Below are 22168 nucleotides of genomic sequence, written 5' to 3' on the forward strand. Positions count from 1 at the left end.
AACAAAGTGAGAGTGCAATGAAGTATTTTTATTTAGTGTTTTACACTTTATTTATTTCATTTAGTAGCATGGCCACTCAGTATGAGGAAAATAATTATTTTCCTTCGAATGATGTGACATCTGCAATGAAGATGAATGAATTAAGTGGAAAACTGAATTTTAAAATAAGTTTAATGTACTCTCCGTGTGTCATTTTAGCTAATGAATATGTTGGAAGTTTCTTTTTTATTGAGTTAGATAAATGCTTGTTTAATGATAATAATATAAAAATTCCATTACAGGCAAAAGCGAAAGTGTTTGAAGGTAATCAGCAAGTGATGGCATCTCAGAAGCTATTCTCAGGTAGAAATAATGTTTATCTACAGACTAAAAACATTAAGGGTAGAGCAGTGATTATGGAGCTAGATTATGATTAAAAAAATACTGGTCATATTACTTAGCTTGATGGTATCTCCCGCTTTTGCCAGTGAATTGGTTATTAATTTTAATGGTAATTTAGTTGATAAAAAGTGTGAAATTAAACAATCAGATATAACAGTTCAATTCATACCTTATTCATTAGGCTATATTGAAATCGGTGGCAATATCTCGGATAAAAAATCATTTGCAATTGAATTTCAAAATTGTACGCCAACACTGATGAATAAGATTATAAAAATTTCATTAGACTCTACTAATGTATATAGGCGAAATGGCGTTGATTATTTGAAAACGCAAGGTGGAACCGGTCTCATTGTCGGCCTAGAAAGCATGAGTGGGGAGCCTATATCATTTAATCAACCTTTAGAAGTACAGGTTACTAATGATAGTAAAGCAGAATTAGTTTTAAATGCATTTTTAACTAAAGGTGATTTCGCTAAACCTGGCACTATTCATGGCACAGCAAGTGTTATGGTTAATTATAATTAATAAGAGGAAATAATATGATAAAGACAAGACAGTTACTCTTATTATTATTGTTTCTATCCAATTGGAGTCTTGCCGCTGATTTTAATAGCGGTCGTGCAGATGTCAGAATAAATATTAGTGCAACGATTGTTGCTCCGGTCTGTACCGTTTTAGGCAATAATAATCAATCACCCTTGTTTGTGAACTTTGATAACATTGATTTTTCTGACGTAGAGAGTGGAACTGCTTATCAAGATATTCAACTTAAATATAACTGCGCTGGTAGTTCAGTACCCGCTAACAAAGTGATGAGCTTATATTTATATCCGACAAAATATGGCATTTATACACAGGTAGGTAATAATGTATTACGCACATCAAAGGAGGGATTAGGAATTTCGTTGACAAAAGAAAATACTAATCTTGATTTAAATAAGTGGATCCCTTTTGGGAGTAATGAGCTAGAAGGCTCATTTATTCTTCGTGCATCTTTAATTACACCTGATAAATCACTATTAACTGAAGGTAGCTTTGACAGTACGGTGGCTATTTTGATGAGTTATTTATAATCTGAATTAGGTCTTATGATGAAAAAATTTTTTTCTTTACTACCGGTCGTATTATTTGCTTTTTCAAATATTAGCTCCGCTGGAGACCCTGATGATTGGACTGTCATGGGATATAATGGCACTCAGTTTACCGCAAATACAACTTGGACAGGGGCTAATTTTAATGGTGTAAACTTAACGTTGAATGCCATTTTAAGTAGCTCTGGCGGGAGAATGACAGAATATGCTTGGGGGACTCGTGCCTGTGCTCCTTATGGTGGTTCTCCTAATTCAATTAACGTGCAGTATGTTATCGTACCAAATACAGTGAGATATGTTGATCCTGTAACGCGGAAGGCATTTGATTTTAGAATTGTTTTACCTCAATCTTTGGGATCAATTTCGGGATATCCTAATGCTCAATACGCAAAAATAGGTCAAAGTGCAGGTAATGTCGGGCGTGCAACGTGCAATTCAGTACCTTATACACCGATGGCTTTTAGTGGGCAAACGGCAGTAACTTTAATTAGTAATACAAATTTACCGATTAGAAGTACACCGCATATTATTCAAGTGGATACAACTTTGTTTGGGGTAAGGAATCCGGAGGTACCTAGTAAATGGTTAAGTTCTGTTGCGCTAATCCAGCCTAAAAACTCAGCAAGGTTAAACTTTTATGTCACGGTGGTGAATACGTGTCGAGTCGATAAAACTCAATTAGATTTTAATTTTGGTACATTACCTCAGTCATTAGCAGAAGGTAAAAATTTGACTAAAACAATAACGGTTAGTTGCACTCATCCAGGCAATATTAAAGTGACTTACCGACCATCAAAACCAATTGATAGTGCTAATCCAACTCGTACTAGTTTAGATTTAGGTAACACGTCATCGGGTTGGTATGGTGAGCTATCCGTGGATAATAAAAAACAGTTAATTACCACTTTACAAGGCATTACAAATAAAACATTAGATATTGGTATGACATTAGGAAAAAATAGGGCTAATGCATCGGTAGGTAATATGAGTGGTGGTGGTGTATTAATTTTTGAGTATATTTAATTTGAATTACGTTTGGTGATGGTGAAAATCAATGGATTGATTTTTACCATTTTTTATTGATATTAACACGCATAATGAGTCATTATACGTGTTAATATATGCTTTGTTTTATGATTCTCTTCATCTTCTGAGTTCACTATCACCATTTTTAATTCTCAAAATAATAAGCATCAATAATAATGAAATTAATCGTTTGATTTCCTATATCAACCTCGTAATCAATTAAATATTGATTGATTCTGTCTGTTCGATGAGTTCGTGAATATGCGCCATGACTGAGTTGATAGAAAAATACCACTCGTTTTATGCGTATTTTGTTTGTTGAAGTATTTTAGTTGTTCTCCTATGATGAACTATAATTTAAATAAAAGGATAAAGTTATTGAATATAAAATTAAAATAATTCAGTGTTTTCTCTATAGAATAGTGAGTTGAGGAACCGTGTTTCAAGTCATCTATAAACGTTTAATAAAATGATTAAAGGTATAAGATGTCCTCTATTTTAAATGTTCGATTGTTTTGTTTTTTGGGATGCTGTTACTTATGATTAATGAATGAGTGAAGCTTTAGTGGCGAAATGTTAGAGAGCGAGGGTATGTATATGGAAACAGCCTTGAGCTTTGAAATCAGTGCTATGTCTAAAATAGATAATACATTAGAACATTTGCTAAAAAATACTGAAGAGCTAACGCCCTTATTCTATACAGTGAATACTGAGATAGGTAAAACTGAATGGCGAGATACCTATAATACGTGTTGTGAATTAAAGAACCTTACTCATGTAAATGTGGTTCCTCATATTGCGATTAATAATAAAGATGAATGTGAGTTATGTTTTATTATTGAAGAGTATTTGAAGAATGATATAACAGAATTGTTTGTCATTAGGGGGGATAGACACCGTTTTGATGAGGAACTCCCATTTAATTATGGCATAGAACTTATTGATTTTATTCGGAGGAGATACCCTGAAGTGATGATAAAATCCAGTATTTATCCTGATTATCACAAAGAGAGTATCACACCTGAAATAGAAATTGATTGGCTAAGAAAAAAATTGCAATTAGGCGTTACAGAGCTTATTAGTCAATTATGTTTGAATAAAAATGCATTTTCTTATATGAAAAAGCAATTGGGGAATGATATTCCTATCACAATATCAATGATGCCTATGCTTAACTTTAGTTTTATCGAATCGTTTTTTAAAAATAATGCGATCGATTATCCATTATGGATAAAGAAACACATAAGACCGAGTAATATTAATAACCATAGGGCATTTGGTATTCAGCTTACTCAATTTCTCATCGGAGAGTATATAAAAGAAAACAAGCGATTGCATTTTTTTACATTAAATAATGCAGAGATGGTCAAAAAGCTATTTGATAAATTGAGATGAATCATCTGAATATCACTGATAGATTGAACTATTTTTTCCAGCGAAATTAATATTGGTTTTATCCCAACGACAATAGGGGATGATAATCAGTTTTAATTTTATCCTTGTTAGGCTAATTCAGTATCAATGAGGGCATGATAATGTTAAAAGTCGATTACAATGCGTACCGTTCAATAAAAGGTTTTAATCGTAGAGTAAGGTTTTTAGTCATGCATTACACTGCTTTGAATTTTCAAGGTTCAGTTAATGCATTATCAGGAAATGCCGCTGTAAGTGCTCATTATTTAGTTCTCGATCCAACAGATAAAATGTATACAGATGCTGGGTTTAAGGGGATGAGAGTCTTTAATTTAGTTGATGAAAATGAAAGAGCTTGGCATGCAGGCGTGAGTGCATGGGCTGGTAGAACTAACTTGAACGATACTTCGATAGGTATTGAAATTGCGCGAATTCAGATAATAAGTGCAACGCTCGGTCATGTTAGATGGAAGGACGGTTAGCTACTGATAAGCTATCCTGCTCTTCCGACCAAAGATGAGCGAGTAAGTATGAAGTATCAGCAACTAACCGAAGGACAACGATACCAGATATCGATACTGCGTGAGGATAATTTATCCTGCCATGAGATAGGTATCCGTATCGGTGTAAGCAAGTCCACGGTCTCCCGTGAACTGAGGCGTAACACTTCAGATACTGGTTATAACCCACAACAGGCACACCAGAAGTGCTGTGATAGGCGGCTGTCATCTGCCAAAAGGACAATTCCTCAGCAGACCATAGATTTCGTGATATTTGCTCTGGAGTGGAAGTGGAGTCCTGAGCAAATAAGTGCAATTGGCAGCATTATTGGTCTTAGCGTCAGCCATGAATGGATTTACCAGTATATCTATGCGGATAAGCGTAGCGGTGGCGAGTTGTACAGGCATCTTAGGCAGGGCAAACGGCGATATCGTAAGGGCTACGGGCAGAAACGAGGGCGCATCCCTGATGCGGTATCCATTGAGCTACGGCCGTCAGTCGTCGATGACCGTAGCCGTCTGGGGGACTGGGAGGCCGATTTGGTGCAGGGTAAACAGGGCACTGGTGCTATCGTGACACTGGCAGAACGCAAAAGCCGTATTTACCTGACAAAAAAGGTGTTTTCAAAGGATGCGGTGGAAGTCAGTAAGGCCATTATCTCACTGCTGAGTGAGTATCAGGATGTATGTCACACAATAACGTTCGATAACGGTCTAGAGTTTAGTGAGCACAAGGCGATAGCAGAAGCACTGAACGCAGATACGTACTTTGCCCATCCGTATGCCTCGCATGAGCGTGGGCTGAACGAGAATACGAATGGGTTGTTAAGACAGTTTATCCCGAAAGGAACAGACCTGCGGACAGTGACAGAAGAAGACTTACAACGCTATCAGGGAGCGTTGAACAGCAGGCCACGCAAGTGTCTGGGGTTCAGACAACCTTCGGTGGTGTTTGCGGAGCTAAGAAAGGCGGCTTAGCGTTGCACTTCGGACTTGAATCCGCCTTGTCAATGAAGCTCAAGATAACAACGGGAATTTTCTTTTTCCGCCATATAATGAAGTGCAAATTGAAGCAATCAAACAATTAGCATTAAATATTATCGAACGTTACCCTGATATTATTCCTACCAATATTGTCGGACATGCGGATATTGCACCTGATGGGCGTAAAAGTGATCCCGGTGCAGCGTTTCCTTGGAAACAACTTTATGATGCAGGAATTGGGGCTTGGTATGATGAGGCGACTAAATCTTGTTATATGCAGAAATATAACGGGGGATTACCAGAAAAAGCAGAAATTTTAGAGAAGTTAAAACGCTATGGGTATGACGTTTCAAAAGCGAATACAGATAATGGCTATAAAATGTTAATTCGAGCTTTTCAGCTTCACTTTAGACCAGAAAACTATGATGGTATTGCGGATGTTGAGACGGTTGCGATCATTTATGCCTTAGTTGAAAAGTACTTCCCTTAATGTAATTGCGTTAGTTGAATAATAGGACTTTGCCTAATACTTCATTGAGTGTGATAGTGAACGTATTTATTTAAGAATGAAATGCATTGGTGTTCAATCCTATTTGGAGAGCAATGTAATAGGGGCGTTGCCAATGCATTTACTCCCAGTTGTATTATTAAATAAACAAATAATTATATGGTTAATGAATCAAATATATTGGTTTTTCCATGAATTTATTAAGGGCTGTGTCTAAGCACTCACAGCATCTTTTCTTGGCGAATAATAAAACCGGATGAAACCAGTTCTGTGCGGTTGCTGACATTCGCCTTAGTAAAAATATTGCGTAAATGGGTTTTCACCGTAGACAGTGAGACCCCAAGTTGCAAAGCGATACGTTTATTGCTTGCGCCTTCTCGGACTAAGTGAATGATCTCTTGCTCCTTCGGGGTATAAGAAACCAGAGAATCAGGCAAAATGTCAAAAGTCATTAATTCAGCAATAGGTAAAATCGCGTTAAGCCGCATAACTTCTTGTTGTTGAAAGGGAGCATCCCGCAATACGGAGATCCCTGCGATGATCTTGTTTTTACGACGGATAAAAATCTCTGCCATATCTGTAATATTATTTGGCCTCATAAAGTCGTTATAAAACTCTTGGCTTTGTTGTTTCATGTCAGGTGCCATTCTGACTAATCGTAAATCATCACCTCGGAATTTATCGGGGTGTAACGGATCTAACTGATAAAAATGCTTTAAATAATCTTGATGCATACGTGAGCTAATACCATAGAGCACATGGTTATCAGGCTGCCAAAAATCATCCACCAAGTAATAAACGGATGCCGAAACAGGAATAATATGAGCAATTGTGTTCAAGCAACAGTTGATTAATGTTCGCTGGTGGTAGCACAAAGGGGGTGTCTTCATCATATTACCTTCCGTAGTGGGTCCAATCATTATCATGCAACTAATTCCTGTTAACATAAAATAAACATGTTAATAACGTGAGCTTGATTACAATATTTAAACTTCATCGGTGATAAGCCAACTCACTCAATTCGCCAATCTGTATCTTTCGTTACTACTTTATTAACATATTAATAATCTGGTTGTCTGTTATTTGTTGATTTTTAATGTATTATTTGTTTTTTTTGCAATTTATCCGGTACTTTTCGCGGCTATCCCCTTTATTCCCTCCCCCTATGGGTATCGTCCTTTAGGACGATAGCGGCAAGATTATGCTTATTTCTATAGTGGCAATGCAGTCACTCTATTTTTACAAAAAATTCACAATCATGACTGTGTTCTGAGAAAGAGAGGGAAGCAAAATGAATATATCCTCAAAATTAACCTCACATATTGAAAAGGGGAAAGTAGGGTTTCCAACGACCCTAGCTAGCTCTGTGGGTGTAATTATGGCAAGCCCTGTCATCTTGACGGTGACAAGCGGTTTCGGGATCGGCGGTGATACTTTTGCGTTAGCCGTACTGCTGAGTTTTATCATGATGCAAGCTCAGTTGACGACATTCTCTGAAGCAGCGGCGATTTTGCCAACATCAGGTTCTGTCTATGATTATATTTCATGTGGTATGGGGCGTTTTTGGGCAATTACGGGGGCATTATCAGCCTATTTGATTGTGCATGTGTTTGCAGGAACGGCGGAGACAATTCTGTCGGGTATCATGGCATTGGTAAACTTTGAAAGTCTCAATACCGTGATGGAAACCAGTAATACTTCTTGGATGGTTGGGGTTGGCTTAGTGATCACATTCGGCCTACTCAATGCCTTTGGTATCGAAGCTTTCAGTAAAGTGGAAGTGGTGCTCACGTTTGCGATGTGGAGTACTTTAGTCATATTTGGTATTGCCGGATTATTAATGCCATTCCATGCATCAGCTGAAGGCTGGTTTGGTCTTGGATTAAATATTTCAGACCCAACACTCGTGTTAAGCTTTGTGGGGATGGCGATGTTTATGTTTGTCGGTTGTGAATTGGTCACACCGATGGCCCCTGAAATTAAAAATTCAGCAAAAGTTATTCCTCGCGCCATGGCAACGGGGTTGTGTGGTGTTGCTTTTTGTATGTTCTTATTTGGTGCTTCAATGACACACCAAGTTGAAAACATCATTGTTGATCCTGCGAACAATGTTAGCTTGTTAGAAACACCAATGGCGATCCCTGCTTTCGCGGGGCAATTGTTTGGGGATATTGGTAAATATTGGATTGGTATTGCGCTGTTATTAGCGGGTGGTGCAACGATTAACACATTGATGGCGGCGGTGCCACGGATCCTTTATGGTATGGCTCTTGATGGCGCATTACCTCGCATCTTTGCTTACCTGCATCCACGTTTTAAAACACCAGTATTTGGTATTTTTGTGGCGGTGATGATCCCTTGCCTACATACTTTCGCGATCCAAGGTGATTTAGACCGGATCATTCCATTAGTTTTAGCGGCAGTATGTTCTTGGGGAACGGCGTATTTGTTGGTGACTATCTCGGTTATTCTATTACGTATTCGTCGTCCTGATTTACATCGCGCTTATCGTTCACCGTTTTTCCCGCTTCCACAAATTATTTCTAGTGTCGGCATTATCTTGGCGATTATTTATATTACGCCGCCGGGAATGAATAAGTCTGATGTCTACATTCCTTTTATTATTATGTTAAGTCTGACAGCAAGTTACGCTTTAATTTGGACTGTCTTTGTGCAGAAAGTAAATCCATTTAAACCTGTTCCAGTTGAGCAAGTGCTATCAAGCACCTTTACTGAGGAAGAGTTGAAGGGGGTGAAAATTGAGCCACTACGCAACCTCGCCTAAGGGCAACATTTGGCAGCGTTTAAATAAAAAACGGTTGCCAGCAGGTTATCAACAAGGGTTAACCTTGAATAGGGTAGAGCGTGATATTTTACCGTATCAATGTGAATGGGGAGCTCCAGGGGAGCTCCTAATACACCCGCAGGCGTCATTGACTATTCGAGTGACTGAACGTGTTAAAACCTTATTTATGGCGTTTATTGTATTTAGCCGTTTTTCTGTGACAGGGCGCTGTGGTTCAGCTATCAATGCAAAAATTACGGTGAAAACCCGCGGGAGCTTAAAGCAAAAACATGTTCATTTCATCTCGAAGGATGAAGAAGGGCAAGCCGTCGTTAATTTATTGAAAGAGTACCCCATTATTGCTCAAACACTTGAAGAGTTAGACTTTAATTATTTTCACTTAGTGATCAAAGATGGGGTTTGGCATTGTGAAATAGAGCCTTTTACCGCTTCCGAGATGGTGTGTCGAATGCCAGCAATCCGCCGTTATTTACGTTTAACTCCAGAACAAAGGCACCGCCTATTAAGTGCATTGCAATTATTCCAGCAATTTATGGAAAAACATTATGATAATCATTGAGTTTGAAATGTTAATTTGATAGTAATGTTTGCTATTGAAACTCTTTCTCAATGGAAATGGATGTGAAATCGTTACCGTTATTAGGCTGTATCTTACTTTCATCGGCAGCTATGGCAGCCGTTCCAGATTGTATTCGCTTGGATGAATTATCTCTTTCTATTGAGGGGATTCATAATAGCGAAGGTCATAGCTGTTTGCTGGTTGAAATCTCAAATAAACAGTACATTCGCCAAGAGGGGGATGGTATTTCAGAAGCTGTGCTTTCAGGGAATGATAAGCAACCCATTCGCGTGTTAGTACAACATTTACCACAAACAGAGCCGCATTCTGTCTCTTATATTGTGCCCAAGCAGGGGCAATATTACCTCAATTTACAAGGTGCACCGGAGCAGCCTTGGCATCTCAAATTTAATTTAACTGACTATCAACCATTAGCGATTGAAGCGGAACATAAAATTGATAGCCCTAAATTACAAGCTTTACTTGATGCACATAAACAAGAGAAAACGACAGACGCTTTTTGGCGAGAGGTAAAAGCACAGGGAACCCCCTTAGTTGAAGAGTATAAAAAAGGACAAAAGAAGGTCACTTTTTTATGGCGTGGTGCAACCGCTAATGCTTATATTTTAGGTGCGCCTTCAGGGAATCATGAAACCATGGCCCATATCCCGAATACGGATATCTGGTATCGCACTTTTATCGTTCCGAAAGACACTTTGTCACAATATAAAATCGCCCCTGATGTGCCGAAAGTGACAGAAGGTGGGTTCGCACAACGCAAAGCGATTTTGGCGACGGCACAAGCCGATCCATTCAATGCGCATGGGATCCCGTCATTTGCGACGGATCGCTATAATCGCTTTTCATTATTGTCATTAGCGCCAGAAAAACGTCAATGCGACTTTGCCAAGATTGAGGGGCACCAACGTAAAGGCCGCTTAGAATCATTTAATTTTCACAGTAACCTGTTAAATAATGATAGGCAGATTTATCTGTATCGCCCTGCGGTCGCAATGAGTAAGCCATCGGTGTTGGTATTATTAGATGGGCAAACCTACTTGCATACTTACAAAATGGCTGACTTTTTTGATAAGTGGATGTCGGAGGGCGCAATACCACCAATGTATGTGGTGTTCCTTGATAGCATTAGCTCCGAGCGCCGCAACGTCGAGTTACCACCAAATCCTGATTTTCCGAAGATGCTGTCAAAAGAGCTGATGCCTGTCTTAACAACAAAAGGTATCCAAGCACCTGCACAGTCAACCATTATTGCCGGATCGAGTTATGGAGGATTAGGTGCGACTTGGAACGCCCTCTCACATCCTGAATTATTCGGCAATGTACTTAGTATGTCAGGCTCTTATTGGTGGGCGCCTAAAGGAAAAGAGCCTGAGTGGCTGATCCGCGAAATAGAGCAGATGTCGAAAAAACCATTGCGTTTTTACCTTGAAGCGGGGCTATTTGAGCAACGTGGTAGTTGGGGCGGTATCATTCAAAATCATTATCGATTATTGGATGTATTGAAGCATAAAGGTTATCAGGTGGAAGCGACTGAGCTACCAAGTGGACATGATTATGTCTCTTGGTGTGAAACGCTCTATACAGGAACTCGTTACTTAATGGCGGAACCACCGAAACAATAGTGTCATTTAATTGACCCAAAGAAAAACAATAATGGAAGCAGCCACCGTGTTGTTAGGCTGCTTTTTTTATTCTTAATGACAATGATCTTTTTTTCGACATAAAAGCGTCATGCAACTGTCATCTGACTCAATTAGCATGCCTGTCATTATTTGAAGCAATTACATATTTAATTTCTTTTTATTATTGGCAAGGAAATGGTTATGACAGGTCATTGCATGAAATCGATTTTAGCTGTTGCTGTAAGTACAATGATTTTTGGTAGTGCTATCCCTGTATATGCGGCAACGCCGACAGATGCGGTTTCACAAAATCGCGCAGCACAAGGTGATATCACTAAATTTGGCGGTGCTCGTCGACTAGCACAAGAGCAAACCGATATTATGAAAGCGGCGCTCCATAATGGGCAGGCGAAAAACGTCATTCTGTTTATTGGTGATGGTATGGGCGACTCTGAAATTACGGTAGCACGTAATTATGCAGAAGGGGCAGGCGGTTTCTTTAAAGGTATCGACGCATTACCTATTACTGGTCAATATACTCACTACGCATTAGATAAAAAAACGAAAAAACCTGATTACGTAACAGATTCAGCCGCTTCAGCGACAGCTTGGTCTTCTGGCGTGAAAACCTATAACGGTGCTTTAGGTGTTGATGTGTTTGATAAAGACCATGAAACCTTACTTGAAATCGCTAAGCGCCATGGTAAAGCGACAGGTAACGTGACGACCTCTGAAATTCAAGATGCGACCCCAGCCGCGCAATTTTCCCATGTCACAGCGCGTAAATGTTATGGGCCAGAAGAAACCTCCGCAAAATGTGCGAGCAATGCCTTAGAGAATGGCGGTCGTGGTTCAATCTCTGAGCAACTGCTGGTTACCCGTGCTGATGTTACATTAGGTGGCGGTGCGAAAAGCTTTAAACAAGTGGCGAAAGCCGGTGAGTACAAAGGTAAAACGCTAGAGGAGCAAGCAAAGGAGCGTGGTTTCAATATCGTGCGTGATGCGAAATCCTTAGATGCGGTTACTGTTGCAAACCAAGATAAACCTGTTTTAGGCCTATTCCATGATGGCAATATGGCGGTTGCTTGGGAAGGTCCTAAAGCAACGCATTATGGCAATATCAATAATCCACCGCTTGAGTGCAAACCGAACGCTAAGCTAGATCCAAATGCACCGACATTGGCTCAAATGACACAAAAAGCAATCGATCTGTTGCAAGTCAACCCGAATGGTTTCTTCTTGCAAGTTGAAAGTGCTTCGATTGATAAACAAGATCATATGGCTAATCCATGTGGCCAAATTGGTGAGACGGTAGCTTTGGATGAGGCCGTACAAGTTGGCTTAGAGTTTGCGAAAAAACACGGTGATACATTGGTGATTGTCACTGCTGACCACGCGCACTCCAGCCAAATTATCCCTGAAGGAACCAAGTCTACTGGGTTAACACAAGCATTGATCACAAAAGATGGTTCCGTCATGGTGGTTAACTACGGTAACTCTGAAGAAGAAGATTCACAAGAGCACACCGGCGCACAGTTACGCGTTGCAGCGTATGGCCCACATGCCGCTAACGTCATGGGGTTAACTGACCAAACCGATTTGTTCTTTACCATGCGCGATGCCATGGGATTGAAACAATAAACCAACCTGTAAGTGGAATCCTCTGCGATAGGAGATTGCGGAGGATTTTTTATTGCCCCCTCTTTTTAACCTCCCGCTATTTACGCTCTCTTACATTAACTTTTTTGCGTTAACTCAGCGATTCAGGTATAAAAAATGATTAGACGATTGAGCCTGCTTGATGCGTATTGTGGCATAGTGGGGAGAGTTTAATCGCTTATTCATACCATCCGCATTAAGGTTTATTGTTAACTTTTTGAATAATAATAAAAATAATGTATGATTGTATGATTTCACTTAATTCGGCAACGTTTTAAGTTATCTAATTAATTCATCCATCAAGCTAGAGTGAAAAAGGCGGTCTCCTTCCGTTTGAAATCACTCGTACAGTTTTATCACCATTGTCTTAAATATAACAAATATAACGTCATAGGGTTTCAATGCTGGCACTTTTACATCTTTTATCATCTGTCGCATTGCTAGTTTGGGGCACACATATTGTCCGTACTGGTATTATGCGGGTTTTTGGTGCAGATCTACGCCGTATTTTAGGAAAGAGTGTTAATAAGAGAACAAGCGCATTTCTTTCCGGCGTAGGGGTAACTGCGCTCGTGCAAAGTAGTAATGCAACGGCATTACTGGTTATCTCTTTTGTTTCTCAGGGGCTGATTTCATTAACGCCTGCCATGGTTATCATGCTTGGTGCCGATGTCGGGACAGCGTTGATGGCGAGGGTGTTAACGTTTGATCTCTCTTGGTTATCACCGCTGCTGATCCTTGTGGGTGTTTCAACCTTTTTAAGCCAAAAGAAAAATCGCACAGGGCAAATTGGTCGTGTCGGTATCGGGCTTGGGCTTATTTTATTAGCGTTACAGTTAATTGTGGCATCGGCAGAGCCGATTACCCATGCTGATGCGGTGAAGGCAATTTTTACCTCGTTAAGTGGGGATGTTGTCTTGGCACTGCTGGTGGGTGCTCTGTTTGCCATGGTGAGTTATTCAAGCTTAGCAGCGGTGTTATTGACTGCCACATTAAGCGCAACAGGCTTGGTGCCTCTTTATATTAGCTTGAGTATCGTTATTGGCTCTAACATTGGTAGTGGCTTACTCGCCATGATGAGTAGCCGCGGGCAAAATGAAATTTCACGACAAGTCGTTCTGGGGAGTTTGCTATTTAAACTAATCGGCTGTGTTGTCGTATTACCTTGGGTGAAACCACTGGCAGAATGGATTGGGGGCTACGGCTTTAATGAAGCCGAAATCGTGATCTATTTTCACGTGTTTTATAACCTAGCTCGTTGTCTTGTCATGTTGCCTTTTGTTGGGCCAATGGCGAGGTTATGTAATAAATTAATCCCTATTGTTCCTTCGATGGAGCAAGAGGTTGCCCCGCGTTATTTGGATAAAAGTGCATTAGAGACGCCATCACTGGCAATCGCTAACGCCGTACGAGAAACATTACGTATGGGGGATCTACTTGAATTAATGCTTCAACGTTTTACAGATGTTCTTAACGGTAATAAAGAGCAGAAAAGGGAAATTAACCGCTTGGATGAAGAGGTCGATATGCTGCATAGCAGCATTAAACTCTATTTAGCGCAGTTACATCAAAGCGAACTCAGTGAGGAAGATTCAAGGCGTTGGGCTGAAATTATTGATACTGCTTTTAATTTGCAGCAATCATCGACTATCATCCACCGAATGACTTCTGAGTTAGTCAAAAAATCGATTGATAATCGCCGTTCCTTCTCTAATGAAGGTTATAAAGAGCTACATTCTTTACTTGAGCGATTACAGACGAATTTGAATCTAGGGATGTCTGTTTTTGTTTCGGCCGATATTGATAATGCGAAACGTCTACGGCGTGCAAAACACCGTTTTCGTCTTATTAACCAACGCTTTGCTTATGCGCACGTTGAAAGGTTACACAAACAAAATATGCAAAGTCTAGATACTAGTAACTTACATGTTAGCCTGCTAGGCGATATGAAACGGTTGAATTCATTATTTTGTGCCGTTGCTTATCATGCGCTAGAAGGCGTAGCAGAAAGCCGTAAAGAACAATTGAGTTTAGAAAATGAGAAAAATACGTGAATTAACAAGGGATGAAGTTCCTTCGGTTTGGTCAATTGATAGAACAGAATTAATCGAAAATTTATATCTTCACCAAAATGGGAAATTAGTGTTATCCGCGCAACGCTTTGATATGAAAGGTTGGCCGGAAGGTGAACCTGAGGCATATACGCCACATTTACTCGAAAGCTATGATAACGGAGCGGTATTTATTGGCGTGTTTGATCATGACACACTAATCGCCGCTGCAAGTTTAGATAATGTATGGCGTGGTGAAGAGCGTAATTTACTTCAATTGTCATTCTTACATGTTAGCCACCGCTATCGGGGTGAGGGCTTAGGGGGCATGTTATTTAATCAGTGCTGTGAATTAGCCAAAGAGAAAGGGGCAGCTGGCTTATATGTATCAGCAACGCCTTCTGAAAATACAGTCCATTTTTATCAGTATATGGGGTGTGAACTGCTGGATAAGCCAGACCCAGAGCTATTTGCCTTAGAGCCTGAAGATATTCATTTTGTTTATTTATTTAATGAATAAATAGCTTTTATTTTTTCTTAAATCGGCATGGTTTCCTCAATAAAAAATATTGTATTTTGCCAAAAACAAGATATGATTGATAATCATTATCATTTAGATTGTTGAGGTCGCTATGCCAACTAGCGTAACAAAAAGCACTTATCTACGTCGCTCTACAGCAGGGTTATGGGGTGTTTTCGCGGTTATTTTGTTGAGCGTGATTTATCTACTCAGCAATATGGGGCTAAATAGCCTTAAAGCTGTCACGATAGTGACTATGCTAACCACCGCCGCAATGTTATTCAACCGCGGCTCTCGGCGCTTATTGATTATCCCCGCCGTGATAGCACTGTTATGCAGTCTAATGGCTTTAGTCTCACAACATAGCGTATAAGATAACCGTAGTTTACACGCCTACAGCGAATCTTCGGGTTATAGGGAAAGGGTTCGTTGATCGAGATAGGAAGTTAACAGTGGTGCGAAAGGGGGGACTTGAACCCCCACGCCCGAAGGGCACTAACACCTGAAGCTAGCGCGTCTACCAATTCCGCCACCCTCGCAGGTACTGTCAATTCATTGAAAGCTATCGATTTAATTTTTAACTTGGTGATTAAAAATTGTAGTCTGTATGGTGCGAAAGGGGGGACTTGAACCCCCACGTCCGAAGGACACTAACACCTGAAGCTAGCGCGTCTACCAATTCCGCCACCCTCGCAATATCAGACTCTATTTTGTGTCGATAGTACGCAGCGGATTTTAGGCTAATTTAGCCGCGCGTCAATAATTTTTTTATTATGCTTTTATTATTTGATGTAAAAACGGCCAACCATTTCTAGGTTAGCCGCGATAGAAATCATGGAGGTTTATGGATTAGCGTTTAATTGCTTGATAAACCTTAAATTTACCTGTTTTTGCTAATACTTCATGGCTGCCAAATGCCTTATCAAGCATGTCTGGATAAGGTAAAAAAGCATTGGCCACAATACGGAGTCGCCCACCTTTTTTCAGGTATTTCGGGGCTTGGAAAATCATATTTTCAGCCGCACTGTAGCTGGTATTTAACCCATCATGGAAAGGGGGGTTAGAGATAATCCAATCAAAGGTGTCATTGATATCTGAGTAGGCATCGCTTGCAAGTACTTTGCCAGTTAACTGATTGGCTTGTAATGTGGCGATAGAGGAGGCAATAGCAGCCGCGCTCACATCACTCAGTGTCAATGTTACATTAGGGTTGTGGCTTCCGACGACGGCAGCTAAAACGCCATTACCGCAAGCAATATCAAGTAGATTACCTGTAATAGGCTCATTCAGTGTAGAAAGTAGGAGTTCACTACCAATATCTAATTCATTGTGACTAAACACGCCAGGTAAGGCTTGGATCTGTACGTTCTCTACTTCATAGCGGCGCCACCAACGAGTTATATCAAAATCCGTAGGTTGTTCTAACTCACCATAATACAGCCCACAGCGTCTTGCAGAGTCAATTTTTTGCAATGTCGCGATGCCTTCCATGATAGATTCGGCACTTTTTACACCGCTACGGTTTTCGCCAACAATAAAAATTTGGCTACCTGTGGTCAGGTGAGTGCATAAATCATCCAGTTGAAAGCAGGCTTCTTGTTTATTTTTAGGCCAGAAATAGATCAGGGTATTGCAAGGACGTACAAAATCAGCATCTGCTACCGCAGCAAATTTCACACTGTCGCCCATTAAGGAGTGCAAATTTTGCCAACGATGGTATTGATTAGTGAGAACACGTACGCTCGCAGCTTCTAAGGTTGCTGCTAATTCATCTTGGATGTCACCCGCTAAAATGACATGGCGATCGGTAAAATGCTCAAGGTGGCGTTGGATAACTTCGCTAGCCGGTGTCAGTAGTGACATACTTTGTTGATCTCCTAAAATACCCTCAATCTTTCGAGCCATCGCGTTTTAGCGTCTAGCTACAATGCAAATTGTTTATGGTATGTATGTAAGCCTAATTATTTTGTGCACACTTTATCAGAAAATGGGGAAATAGCATTGCTCTGTTGGCGCTATTGATCCGCTTTGATAAGATGTCGTTGTTAACATAGCGACTGGAATGAAATGAATGGCACGACGTGACAGACTTTTAAATCAAATGGGTATCACTCAATGGGTAGTGAGAAACCCTGCTGTATTACGTGGTGAACGTGGTGTAAGAATTCCAGATTCGACTAAGCTTATTATTATTACTGATGAGAACCTTGATTTAAACAACCGTCTGTTAAAAGATATTTTTCTGGCGATGAAAATTTATCCAACGGATGTGGTTTGTATTAATTCAGAGCAATTGGCAATGCTTCCAACACCAATAACAATAAATTGTTGGGTCTTAGGCGGCCAATCTCATCCAGAAGGGTTAAATACAACCTTTATTTCTCCTGTATTAGATGAGCTGGCAGCCAGCAATAGCGCTAAACGGGCACTTTGGGAGCAGATTTATCAATATGACGAAAATTTCAGCACTAAAGCAGTCTGATCTTGCGACAGCTTTCTTAATCGAAAAGTTAAGTCATGATTTTCCTTGGACTGAGCGTGTTTTTTATGGAAACCAAGGGGAAAAGTATCATAACATCAAAATTACTCTTAATAATCAGATCGTTGGTTTTGCTATAACACAGTGTGTTCTTGATGAGGCAACACTCTTTAATATTGCCGTGCACCCCGATTATCAAGGAAAAGGGTATGGGCGTATGTTAATGGAGCAACTGATTAAGGATCTGGTTGATAAAGGGATTTTGACATTATGGCTTGAAGTTCGTGAATCGAATGCACCGGCGCTGCACCTGTATGATAAATTAGGGTTTCATCAAGTGACGGTACGTAAAGATTATTACCCTGCAAAGCAGGGGCGAGAAGATGCGCTTATTTTGGCATTAACCCTGTTTAATGACGCATAATGTGATTATTAAACCACGGCCGAATATGGGTCGTGGTAAATTTGCCTGCCGATTATTTAATACGAATACTTAAGCCATATTAGCCTTTTACAATGAGTGGGTCTTGGCTAACCATATTATATTCAGCATCTTTTCGGTAACCAAAAAGCCGAACCAGTGTGCGACGGTTATCTTTTACAATATCCCGACTATGTAAGCTTAATTTATTATTAATCACTATCATCCTATATGGCTGCAAATCGACGGCATCAAATTCCATATTTTCGGCAATAGAATTAAATTTATTATACGTTTTTTGGACGAATTCTGAAGCCGCGGGATTGAGTGAAAAACGCTCTGAATTATAATTCATATTCAATTTTCCATGCTTATCAAGTTCAAGGATAGAAATACATTTTCCACCGATACTTTTTCCTTCACTGGCTGTTTTCGCTTTACGGAAATCAAAGCTGGCTGTGGTTAAAGCAACGATTTCTTCAGGTGATAATTGGTCAATGATGCGCTTAATGGGGGCTACTTTTGTTGTTTCTGATAAAGGGTTCCACCTTGCAGTGAGTATCAGCGATGACGGTGAAGGGGAGTGCCCATCGATAATGTTAATTGCGGAGTAATAAGGGTCTTCAGTGTATGGTACGACCGCTTTGCCCGAATGGGAACTGGCATCAGGGGCTTCATTTTGGCGTTTTTCAGCACCACCGCCATTAAAGTTAGCTACAATTCTAATAATATTTCCTAGGTTTTCAGTATCATAAGCAAATGTGGTTTCATTTAATAATGCTAAAATAATTTGCTCTTGTGAGGCCAATTTTAAAATTTCGATATCACTTTCTAATTCTTGGAGGGTCGGTAAGGCGCTTTTATTCGGAAGGTTAATCGGTTCACCATTAACGTCCGTATCCACAAACCCTTCAAAAACTAAATAAGGAATTTTTTCATTCCTATAGTCATCCAGTAGTTTCTTATCTTCATCATTGAATAAGTTGTATAACTGAGTTGCAACCTGCTCTGCTAATTTTTGACTTCCTGATATTTGAGGCCCACCATTTAAAGCGAATTGATAGGACTTTTCCTGTAAAAGCGTGGCGATCTCACTGCTGAGGAAAATGTGATTAATGGTTTTATTGTCTGGCATAATTTTATTATTCCTATAATTCAATTTGTTAGATAACGATTTTTAATGAATAAAAACTAATTCATTAATTAAGGAATAATAAAAAAACGCGAATTCAGATAATAAGTGCAACGCTCGGTCATGTTAGATGGAAGGACGGTTAGCTACTGATAAGCTATCCTGCTCTTCCGACCAAAGATGAGCGAGTAAGTATGAAGTATCAGCAACTAACCGAAGGACAACGATACCAGATATCGATACTGCGTGAGGATAATTTATCCTGCCATGAGATAGGTATCCGTATCGGTGTAAGCAAGTCCACGGTCTCCCGTGAACTGAGGCGTAACACTTCAGATACTGGTTATAACCCACAACAGGCACACCAGAAGTGCTGTGATAGGCGGCTGTCATCTGCCAAAAGGACAATTCCTCAGCAGACCATAGATTTCGTGATATTTGCTCTGGAGTGGAAGTGGAGTCCTGAGCAAATAAGTGCAATTGGCAGCATTATTGGTCTTAGCGTCAGCCATGAATGGATTTACCAGTATATCTATGCGGATAAGCGTAGCGGTGGCGAGTTGTACAGGCATCTTAGGCAGGGCAAACGGCGATATCGTAAGGGCTACGGGCAGAAACGAGGGCGCATCCCTGATGCGGTATCCATTGAGCTACGGCCGTCAGTCGTCGATGACCGTAGCCGTCTGGGGGACTGGGAGGCCGATTTGGTGCAGGGTAAACAGGGCACTGGTGCTATCGTGACACTGGCAGAACGCAAAAGCCGTATTTACCTGACAAAAAAGGTGTTTTCAAAGGATGCGGTGGAAGTCAGTAAGGCCATTATCTCACTGCTGAGTGAGTATCAGGATGTATGTCACACAATAACGTTCGATAACGGTCTAGAGTTTAGTGAGCACAAGGCGATAGCAGAAGCACTGAACGCAGATACGTACTTTGCCCATCCGTATGCCTCGCATGAGCGTGGGCTGAACGAGAATACGAATGGGTTGTTAAGACAGTTTATCCCGAAAGGAACAGACCTGCGGACAGTGACAGAAGAAGACTTACAACGCTATCAGGGAGCGTTGAACAGCAGGCCACGCAAGTGTCTGGGGTTCAGACAACCTTCGGTGGTGTTTGCGGAGCTAAGAAAGGCGGCTTAGCGTTGCACTTCGGACTTGAATCCGCCAAATATTATTTTTTTTCGATTTCTTAATCTATTAGTGTTTGATCTTATAATCGGATGCTTTTTATTTGACGGCATGAAAAACCACAGTATCCAAACTGTGGTTTTATTCTAATAGGCTTTTAGAGGGTTATTTAGATAGCTTTTCAGATGCAGGTAGAATAGGGGGATTGATCACAACTTGGCTTTTTTTGCGGTACTTCTTTTCTGCTTTTTCTGTGCGGACCTCTTCATTAAGGCCTTTGTATGTCGAATAACACATCAATAGCATTAATATGGAAAGCGGGATAGCAGTGGCAACTAAAGCAGATTGTAAACCGGATAATCCACCTGTGATGATCAATACGATAGCAATAGCCGCGATAACCACTCCCCAAATGGTCTTCGTCGTATGGGTTGGATTTGGGTTACCATTTTCACTGACCATTCCCAATACGAATACGGCTGAGTTTGCTGAAGTAATAAAGAAAACCATCACTAAAACCATAGCCAATACGCATAAGAAGGTGCTTGCAGGGAAATAGTCTAAGAATTTAAAGAAAGCAGAAGTCACATCTGATTTCACCGCTTCTGCAAGTGCTTTTTGTCCCATGTTTTGGATAAGATGGATGGCTGAGCCTCCCATCACGGCAAACCAAGCGAATGAGCCGAACACAGGAATAAAGACAGCGCCAATCATAAACTCTTTAATGGTACGCCCTTTGGAAATACGCGCCACGAAACTCCCTACTAAAGGCGCCCATGCAATCCACCAGCCGAAGTAAAAGAGAGTCCAGTTCGCAATCCAAGCACCATCATTATAGGGTTCAGTACGGAATGACATACTGACAAAGTTTTGTACATAGTCACCAATACCTTGAAAAAGAACTTTAAGGATCGTTTGTGTCGGGCCAGCAAAGAGAATAAAACCCATCAAGGCGAATGCTAATAGCATATTTAAGTTAGATAAATGCTTAATCGCACCTTGTAAACCAGAGATGGTCGACATGATATAAATGATGGTGACCACTGCAATAATCGCAATTTGGATCCAGATACTTACAGGGATCCCCCATAAGTAATTCATGCCACTGTTAACTTGCAGTGTGCCAAAGCCTAGCGAGGTCGCAATACCAATAACGATCGACAATACCACTAATACATCGACCCATTTCCCTATCGAGCCTTTGATACATTCACCGATCAGTGGGTAAAACACAGAGCTCAGCGATGAAGGTAATTTCTTTCTAAATTGGAAAAAGGCTAATGATACACCGACTAAGGCATAGCAGGCCCAAGCTGAGACCCCCCAATGTAAATAGACATATTGCATGGCGGTTTTTGCTGCTTGTTCGGTATAGCCTGTACCAACTGGAGGGCTGATATAGTAAGAAACAGGCTCGGCAACTCCCCAAAACACGAGGCTAATCCCAATCGATGCACTAAATAACATTCCAACCCATGTTGCGGTACGATATTCGGGGCGATCACTGTCCTCTCCAAGCCGAATATGACCAAACTTTGAAAAACCGAGATACATACAAAAACTAAAAAAGATAAAAACGGCTCCGAGTATAAACCAACCTAAATTGTTATAGATAAAACCCAGAGAGTAATTTGAAAATGCTTCGAGTTTGTCAGGTATAAAGGCGCCTAAGCTGATTAATACCAGACTAAAGGCGAGTGATACGTAAAATACAGATTTCTTATTATTCATCATACCTCTTCTCCAGTTGCTCACTTATTTTTATGTCTTTTAATGAGAGTTGGTTTGCAGGGAATGCTACTTTTGGTTTACAGAGAATATCCATGAAAATATTGCGTGGTCAACAATTAATTAACCTGCAA

The 22168-nt window shown here is 40.4% G+C and carries 20 protein-coding genes, 2 tRNA genes and 2 pseudogenes; 18 read left to right on the forward strand and 6 right to left on the reverse strand.

The annotated features are described in order from the left end of the window. Nucleotides 1–17: 17 nt before the first annotated feature. The 8 genes and pseudogenes from M1E93_RS02455 to M1E93_RS02490 all read left to right on the forward strand — a co-directional run. Entirely contained in the window at nucleotides 18–416 is a 399-nt protein-coding gene (locus tag M1E93_RS02455) for a hypothetical protein (protein WP_036941941.1), read from the forward strand. Then, nucleotides 409–909: a fimbrial protein gene (locus tag M1E93_RS02460; protein ID WP_004926555.1), complete on the forward strand. Its 501-nt coding sequence runs from the start codon at nucleotides 409–411 to the stop codon at nucleotides 907–909. The genes M1E93_RS02455 and M1E93_RS02460 overlap by 8 nt, the downstream gene beginning before the upstream one ends. Before the next feature lie 14 nt (nucleotides 910–923). Continuing rightward, nucleotides 924–1457 (forward strand): fimbrial protein, encoded by a 534-nt coding sequence (locus tag M1E93_RS02465; protein WP_004926558.1) that lies wholly within the window; start codon nucleotides 924–926, stop codon nucleotides 1455–1457. A gap of 18 nt (nucleotides 1458–1475) precedes the next feature. Continuing rightward, nucleotides 1476–2498, forward strand: a complete 1023-nt coding sequence (locus M1E93_RS02470; RefSeq protein WP_101495259.1) for a PapG chaperone-binding domain-containing protein — start codon at nucleotides 1476–1478, stop codon at nucleotides 2496–2498. A 600-nt stretch (nucleotides 2499–3098) separates the two neighbouring features. Then, on the forward strand, nucleotides 3099–3896 hold the full coding sequence (locus M1E93_RS02475) for a methylenetetrahydrofolate reductase (protein WP_036941938.1): 798 nt from the start codon (nucleotides 3099–3101) through the stop codon (nucleotides 3894–3896). A 140-nt stretch (nucleotides 3897–4036) separates the two neighbouring features. Continuing rightward, nucleotides 4037–4348, forward strand: a pseudogene (locus M1E93_RS02480) (N-acetylmuramoyl-L-alanine amidase); the annotation flags it as partial. 96 nt (nucleotides 4349–4444) lie between these two features. After that, nucleotides 4445–5392, forward strand: a complete 948-nt coding sequence (locus M1E93_RS02485; RefSeq protein ID WP_140035165.1) for an IS30 family transposase — start codon at nucleotides 4445–4447, stop codon at nucleotides 5390–5392. A gap of 19 nt (nucleotides 5393–5411) precedes the next feature. Continuing rightward, nucleotides 5412–5888 (forward strand): annotated as a pseudogene (locus M1E93_RS02490) (N-acetylmuramoyl-L-alanine amidase); the annotation flags it as partial. 239 nt (nucleotides 5889–6127) lie between these two features. On the opposite strand, the gene M1E93_RS02495 reads toward M1E93_RS02490, so the two are convergent. Next, entirely contained in the window at nucleotides 6128–6799 is a 672-nt protein-coding gene (locus M1E93_RS02495) for a LuxR C-terminal-related transcriptional regulator (RefSeq protein WP_014656840.1), read from the reverse strand. A gap of 398 nt (nucleotides 6800–7197) precedes the next feature. Here M1E93_RS02495 and M1E93_RS02500 point away from each other — a divergent pair, with 398 nt between their 5' ends. From M1E93_RS02500 to M1E93_RS02530, 7 genes are all read left to right on the forward strand, one after another. Next, nucleotides 7198–8691, forward strand: coding sequence for an APC family permease (locus M1E93_RS02500; RefSeq protein ID WP_426207075.1), 1494 nt, complete (start codon nucleotides 7198–7200; stop codon nucleotides 8689–8691). After that, nucleotides 8666–9271, forward strand: coding sequence for a DUF3156 family protein (locus M1E93_RS02505; RefSeq protein ID WP_169342126.1), 606 nt, complete (start codon nucleotides 8666–8668; stop codon nucleotides 9269–9271). Before M1E93_RS02500 ends, M1E93_RS02505 begins: the two co-directional genes overlap by 26 nt. Nucleotides 9272–9327: 56 nt before the next feature. Continuing rightward, nucleotides 9328–10914: an alpha/beta hydrolase-fold protein gene (locus tag M1E93_RS02510; RefSeq protein ID WP_426207076.1), complete on the forward strand. Its 1587-nt coding sequence runs from the start codon at nucleotides 9328–9330 to the stop codon at nucleotides 10912–10914. Between the two features lie 201 nt (nucleotides 10915–11115). Next, complete coding sequence (phoA, locus tag M1E93_RS02515) at nucleotides 11116–12555, forward strand: alkaline phosphatase (RefSeq protein WP_061064676.1); 1440 nt, start codon at nucleotides 11116–11118, stop codon at nucleotides 12553–12555. A gap of 419 nt (nucleotides 12556–12974) precedes the next feature. Next, nucleotides 12975–14627 carry a Na/Pi cotransporter family protein gene (locus M1E93_RS02520; RefSeq protein WP_004926590.1) on the forward strand — a complete coding sequence of 551 codons (1653 nt, stop codon included), beginning with the start codon at nucleotides 12975–12977 and terminating at the stop codon, nucleotides 14625–14627. Further along, on the forward strand, nucleotides 14611–15144 hold the full coding sequence (locus M1E93_RS02525) for a GNAT family N-acetyltransferase (RefSeq protein WP_036941931.1): 534 nt from the start codon (nucleotides 14611–14613) through the stop codon (nucleotides 15142–15144). Before M1E93_RS02520 ends, M1E93_RS02525 begins: the two co-directional genes overlap by 17 nt. A gap of 112 nt (nucleotides 15145–15256) precedes the next feature. Further along, the gene (locus M1E93_RS02530) at nucleotides 15257–15517 is read left to right on the forward strand and encodes a DUF1435 family protein (RefSeq protein ID WP_004926595.1); all 261 of its coding nucleotides are present in this window, start codon (nucleotides 15257–15259) and stop codon (nucleotides 15515–15517) included. A gap of 80 nt (nucleotides 15518–15597) precedes the next feature. Here the strand turns inward: M1E93_RS02530 and M1E93_RS02535 are convergent. The 3 genes from M1E93_RS02535 to rsmC form a co-directional block, all read right to left on the reverse strand. Beyond that, a tRNA-Leu gene (locus M1E93_RS02535) sits at nucleotides 15598–15683 on the reverse strand. Between the two features lie 69 nt (nucleotides 15684–15752). Beyond that, a tRNA-Leu gene (locus M1E93_RS02540) sits at nucleotides 15753–15838 on the reverse strand. A gap of 155 nt (nucleotides 15839–15993) precedes the next feature. After that, a complete protein-coding gene (gene rsmC, locus M1E93_RS02545) occupies nucleotides 15994–17007 on the reverse strand; it encodes a 16S rRNA (guanine(1207)-N(2))-methyltransferase RsmC (protein ID WP_072502539.1) in 1014 nt (337 codons plus the stop codon). A gap of 208 nt (nucleotides 17008–17215) precedes the next feature. On the opposite strand from rsmC, the gene M1E93_RS02550 reads away from it, so the two are divergent. Next, complete coding sequence (locus M1E93_RS02550) at nucleotides 17216–17626, forward strand: DNA polymerase III subunit psi (protein ID WP_004926599.1); 411 nt, start codon at nucleotides 17216–17218, stop codon at nucleotides 17624–17626. Continuing rightward, nucleotides 17595–18047 carry a ribosomal protein S18-alanine N-acetyltransferase gene (rimI, locus tag M1E93_RS02555; RefSeq protein ID WP_004926602.1) on the forward strand — a complete coding sequence of 151 codons (453 nt, stop codon included), beginning with the start codon at nucleotides 17595–17597 and terminating at the stop codon, nucleotides 18045–18047. The genes M1E93_RS02550 and rimI overlap by 32 nt, the downstream gene beginning before the upstream one ends. A 79-nt stretch (nucleotides 18048–18126) precedes the next feature. Here the strand turns inward: rimI and M1E93_RS02560 are convergent, their stop codons facing one another. Next, nucleotides 18127–19179 carry a hypothetical protein gene (locus M1E93_RS02560; RefSeq protein WP_426207077.1) on the reverse strand — a complete coding sequence of 351 codons (1053 nt, stop codon included), beginning with the start codon at nucleotides 19177–19179 and terminating at the stop codon, nucleotides 18127–18129. A gap of 191 nt (nucleotides 19180–19370) precedes the next feature. Between M1E93_RS02560 and M1E93_RS02565 the strand changes: the two genes are divergently transcribed. Next, nucleotides 19371–20318, forward strand: a complete 948-nt coding sequence (locus M1E93_RS02565; RefSeq protein ID WP_140035165.1) for an IS30 family transposase — start codon at nucleotides 19371–19373, stop codon at nucleotides 20316–20318. A 153-nt stretch (nucleotides 20319–20471) separates the two neighbouring features. Here M1E93_RS02565 and M1E93_RS02570 read toward each other — a convergent pair whose 3' ends face one another. Continuing rightward, nucleotides 20472–22040, reverse strand: coding sequence for a BCCT family transporter (locus M1E93_RS02570; protein WP_426207078.1), 1569 nt, complete (start codon nucleotides 22038–22040; stop codon nucleotides 20472–20474). Between the last annotated feature and the right edge of the window lie 128 nt (nucleotides 22041–22168).

Source organism: Providencia sp. PROV272 (assembly GCF_049901975.1).
GTDB classification, from domain to species: Bacteria; Pseudomonadota; Gammaproteobacteria; order Enterobacterales; family Enterobacteriaceae; genus Providencia; species Providencia stuartii.

Coding starts and splice junctions, on each gene's coding strand:
- M1E93_RS02455 (WP_036941941.1), top strand. CDS start 18: ATGAAGTATTTTTATTTAGTGTTTTACACTTTATTTATTTCATTTAGT.
- M1E93_RS02460 (WP_004926555.1), top strand. CDS start 409: ATGATTAAAAAAATACTGGTCATATTACTTAGCTTGATGGTATCTCCC.
- M1E93_RS02465 (WP_004926558.1), top strand. CDS start 924: ATGATAAAGACAAGACAGTTACTCTTATTATTATTGTTTCTATCCAAT.
- M1E93_RS02470 (WP_101495259.1), top strand. CDS start 1,476: ATGAAAAAATTTTTTTCTTTACTACCGGTCGTATTATTTGCTTTTTCA.
- M1E93_RS02475 (WP_036941938.1), top strand. CDS start 3,099: ATGGAAACAGCCTTGAGCTTTGAAATCAGTGCTATGTCTAAAATAGAT.
- M1E93_RS02485 (WP_140035165.1), top strand. CDS start 4,445: ATGAAGTATCAGCAACTAACCGAAGGACAACGATACCAGATATCGATA.
- M1E93_RS02495 (WP_014656840.1), bottom strand. CDS start 6,799: ATGATGAAGACACCCCCTTTGTGCTACCACCAGCGAACATTAATCAAC.
- M1E93_RS02500 (WP_426207075.1), top strand. CDS start 7,198: ATGAATATATCCTCAAAATTAACCTCACATATTGAAAAGGGGAAAGTA.
- M1E93_RS02510 (WP_426207076.1), top strand. CDS start 9,328: ATGGATGTGAAATCGTTACCGTTATTAGGCTGTATCTTACTTTCATCG.
- phoA (WP_061064676.1), top strand. CDS start 11,116: ATGACAGGTCATTGCATGAAATCGATTTTAGCTGTTGCTGTAAGTACA.
- M1E93_RS02520 (WP_004926590.1), top strand. CDS start 12,975: ATGCTGGCACTTTTACATCTTTTATCATCTGTCGCATTGCTAGTTTGG.
- M1E93_RS02525 (WP_036941931.1), top strand. CDS start 14,611: ATGAGAAAAATACGTGAATTAACAAGGGATGAAGTTCCTTCGGTTTGG.
- M1E93_RS02530 (WP_004926595.1), top strand. CDS start 15,257: ATGCCAACTAGCGTAACAAAAAGCACTTATCTACGTCGCTCTACAGCA.
- rsmC (WP_072502539.1), bottom strand. CDS start 17,007: ATGTCACTACTGACACCGGCTAGCGAAGTTATCCAACGCCACCTTGAG.
- M1E93_RS02550 (WP_004926599.1), top strand. CDS start 17,216: ATGGCACGACGTGACAGACTTTTAAATCAAATGGGTATCACTCAATGG.
- rimI (WP_004926602.1), top strand. CDS start 17,595: ATGACGAAAATTTCAGCACTAAAGCAGTCTGATCTTGCGACAGCTTTC.
- M1E93_RS02560 (WP_426207077.1), bottom strand. CDS start 19,179: ATGCCAGACAATAAAACCATTAATCACATTTTCCTCAGCAGTGAGATC.
- M1E93_RS02565 (WP_140035165.1), top strand. CDS start 19,371: ATGAAGTATCAGCAACTAACCGAAGGACAACGATACCAGATATCGATA.
- M1E93_RS02570 (WP_426207078.1), bottom strand. CDS start 22,040: ATGATGAATAATAAGAAATCTGTATTTTACGTATCACTCGCCTTTAGT.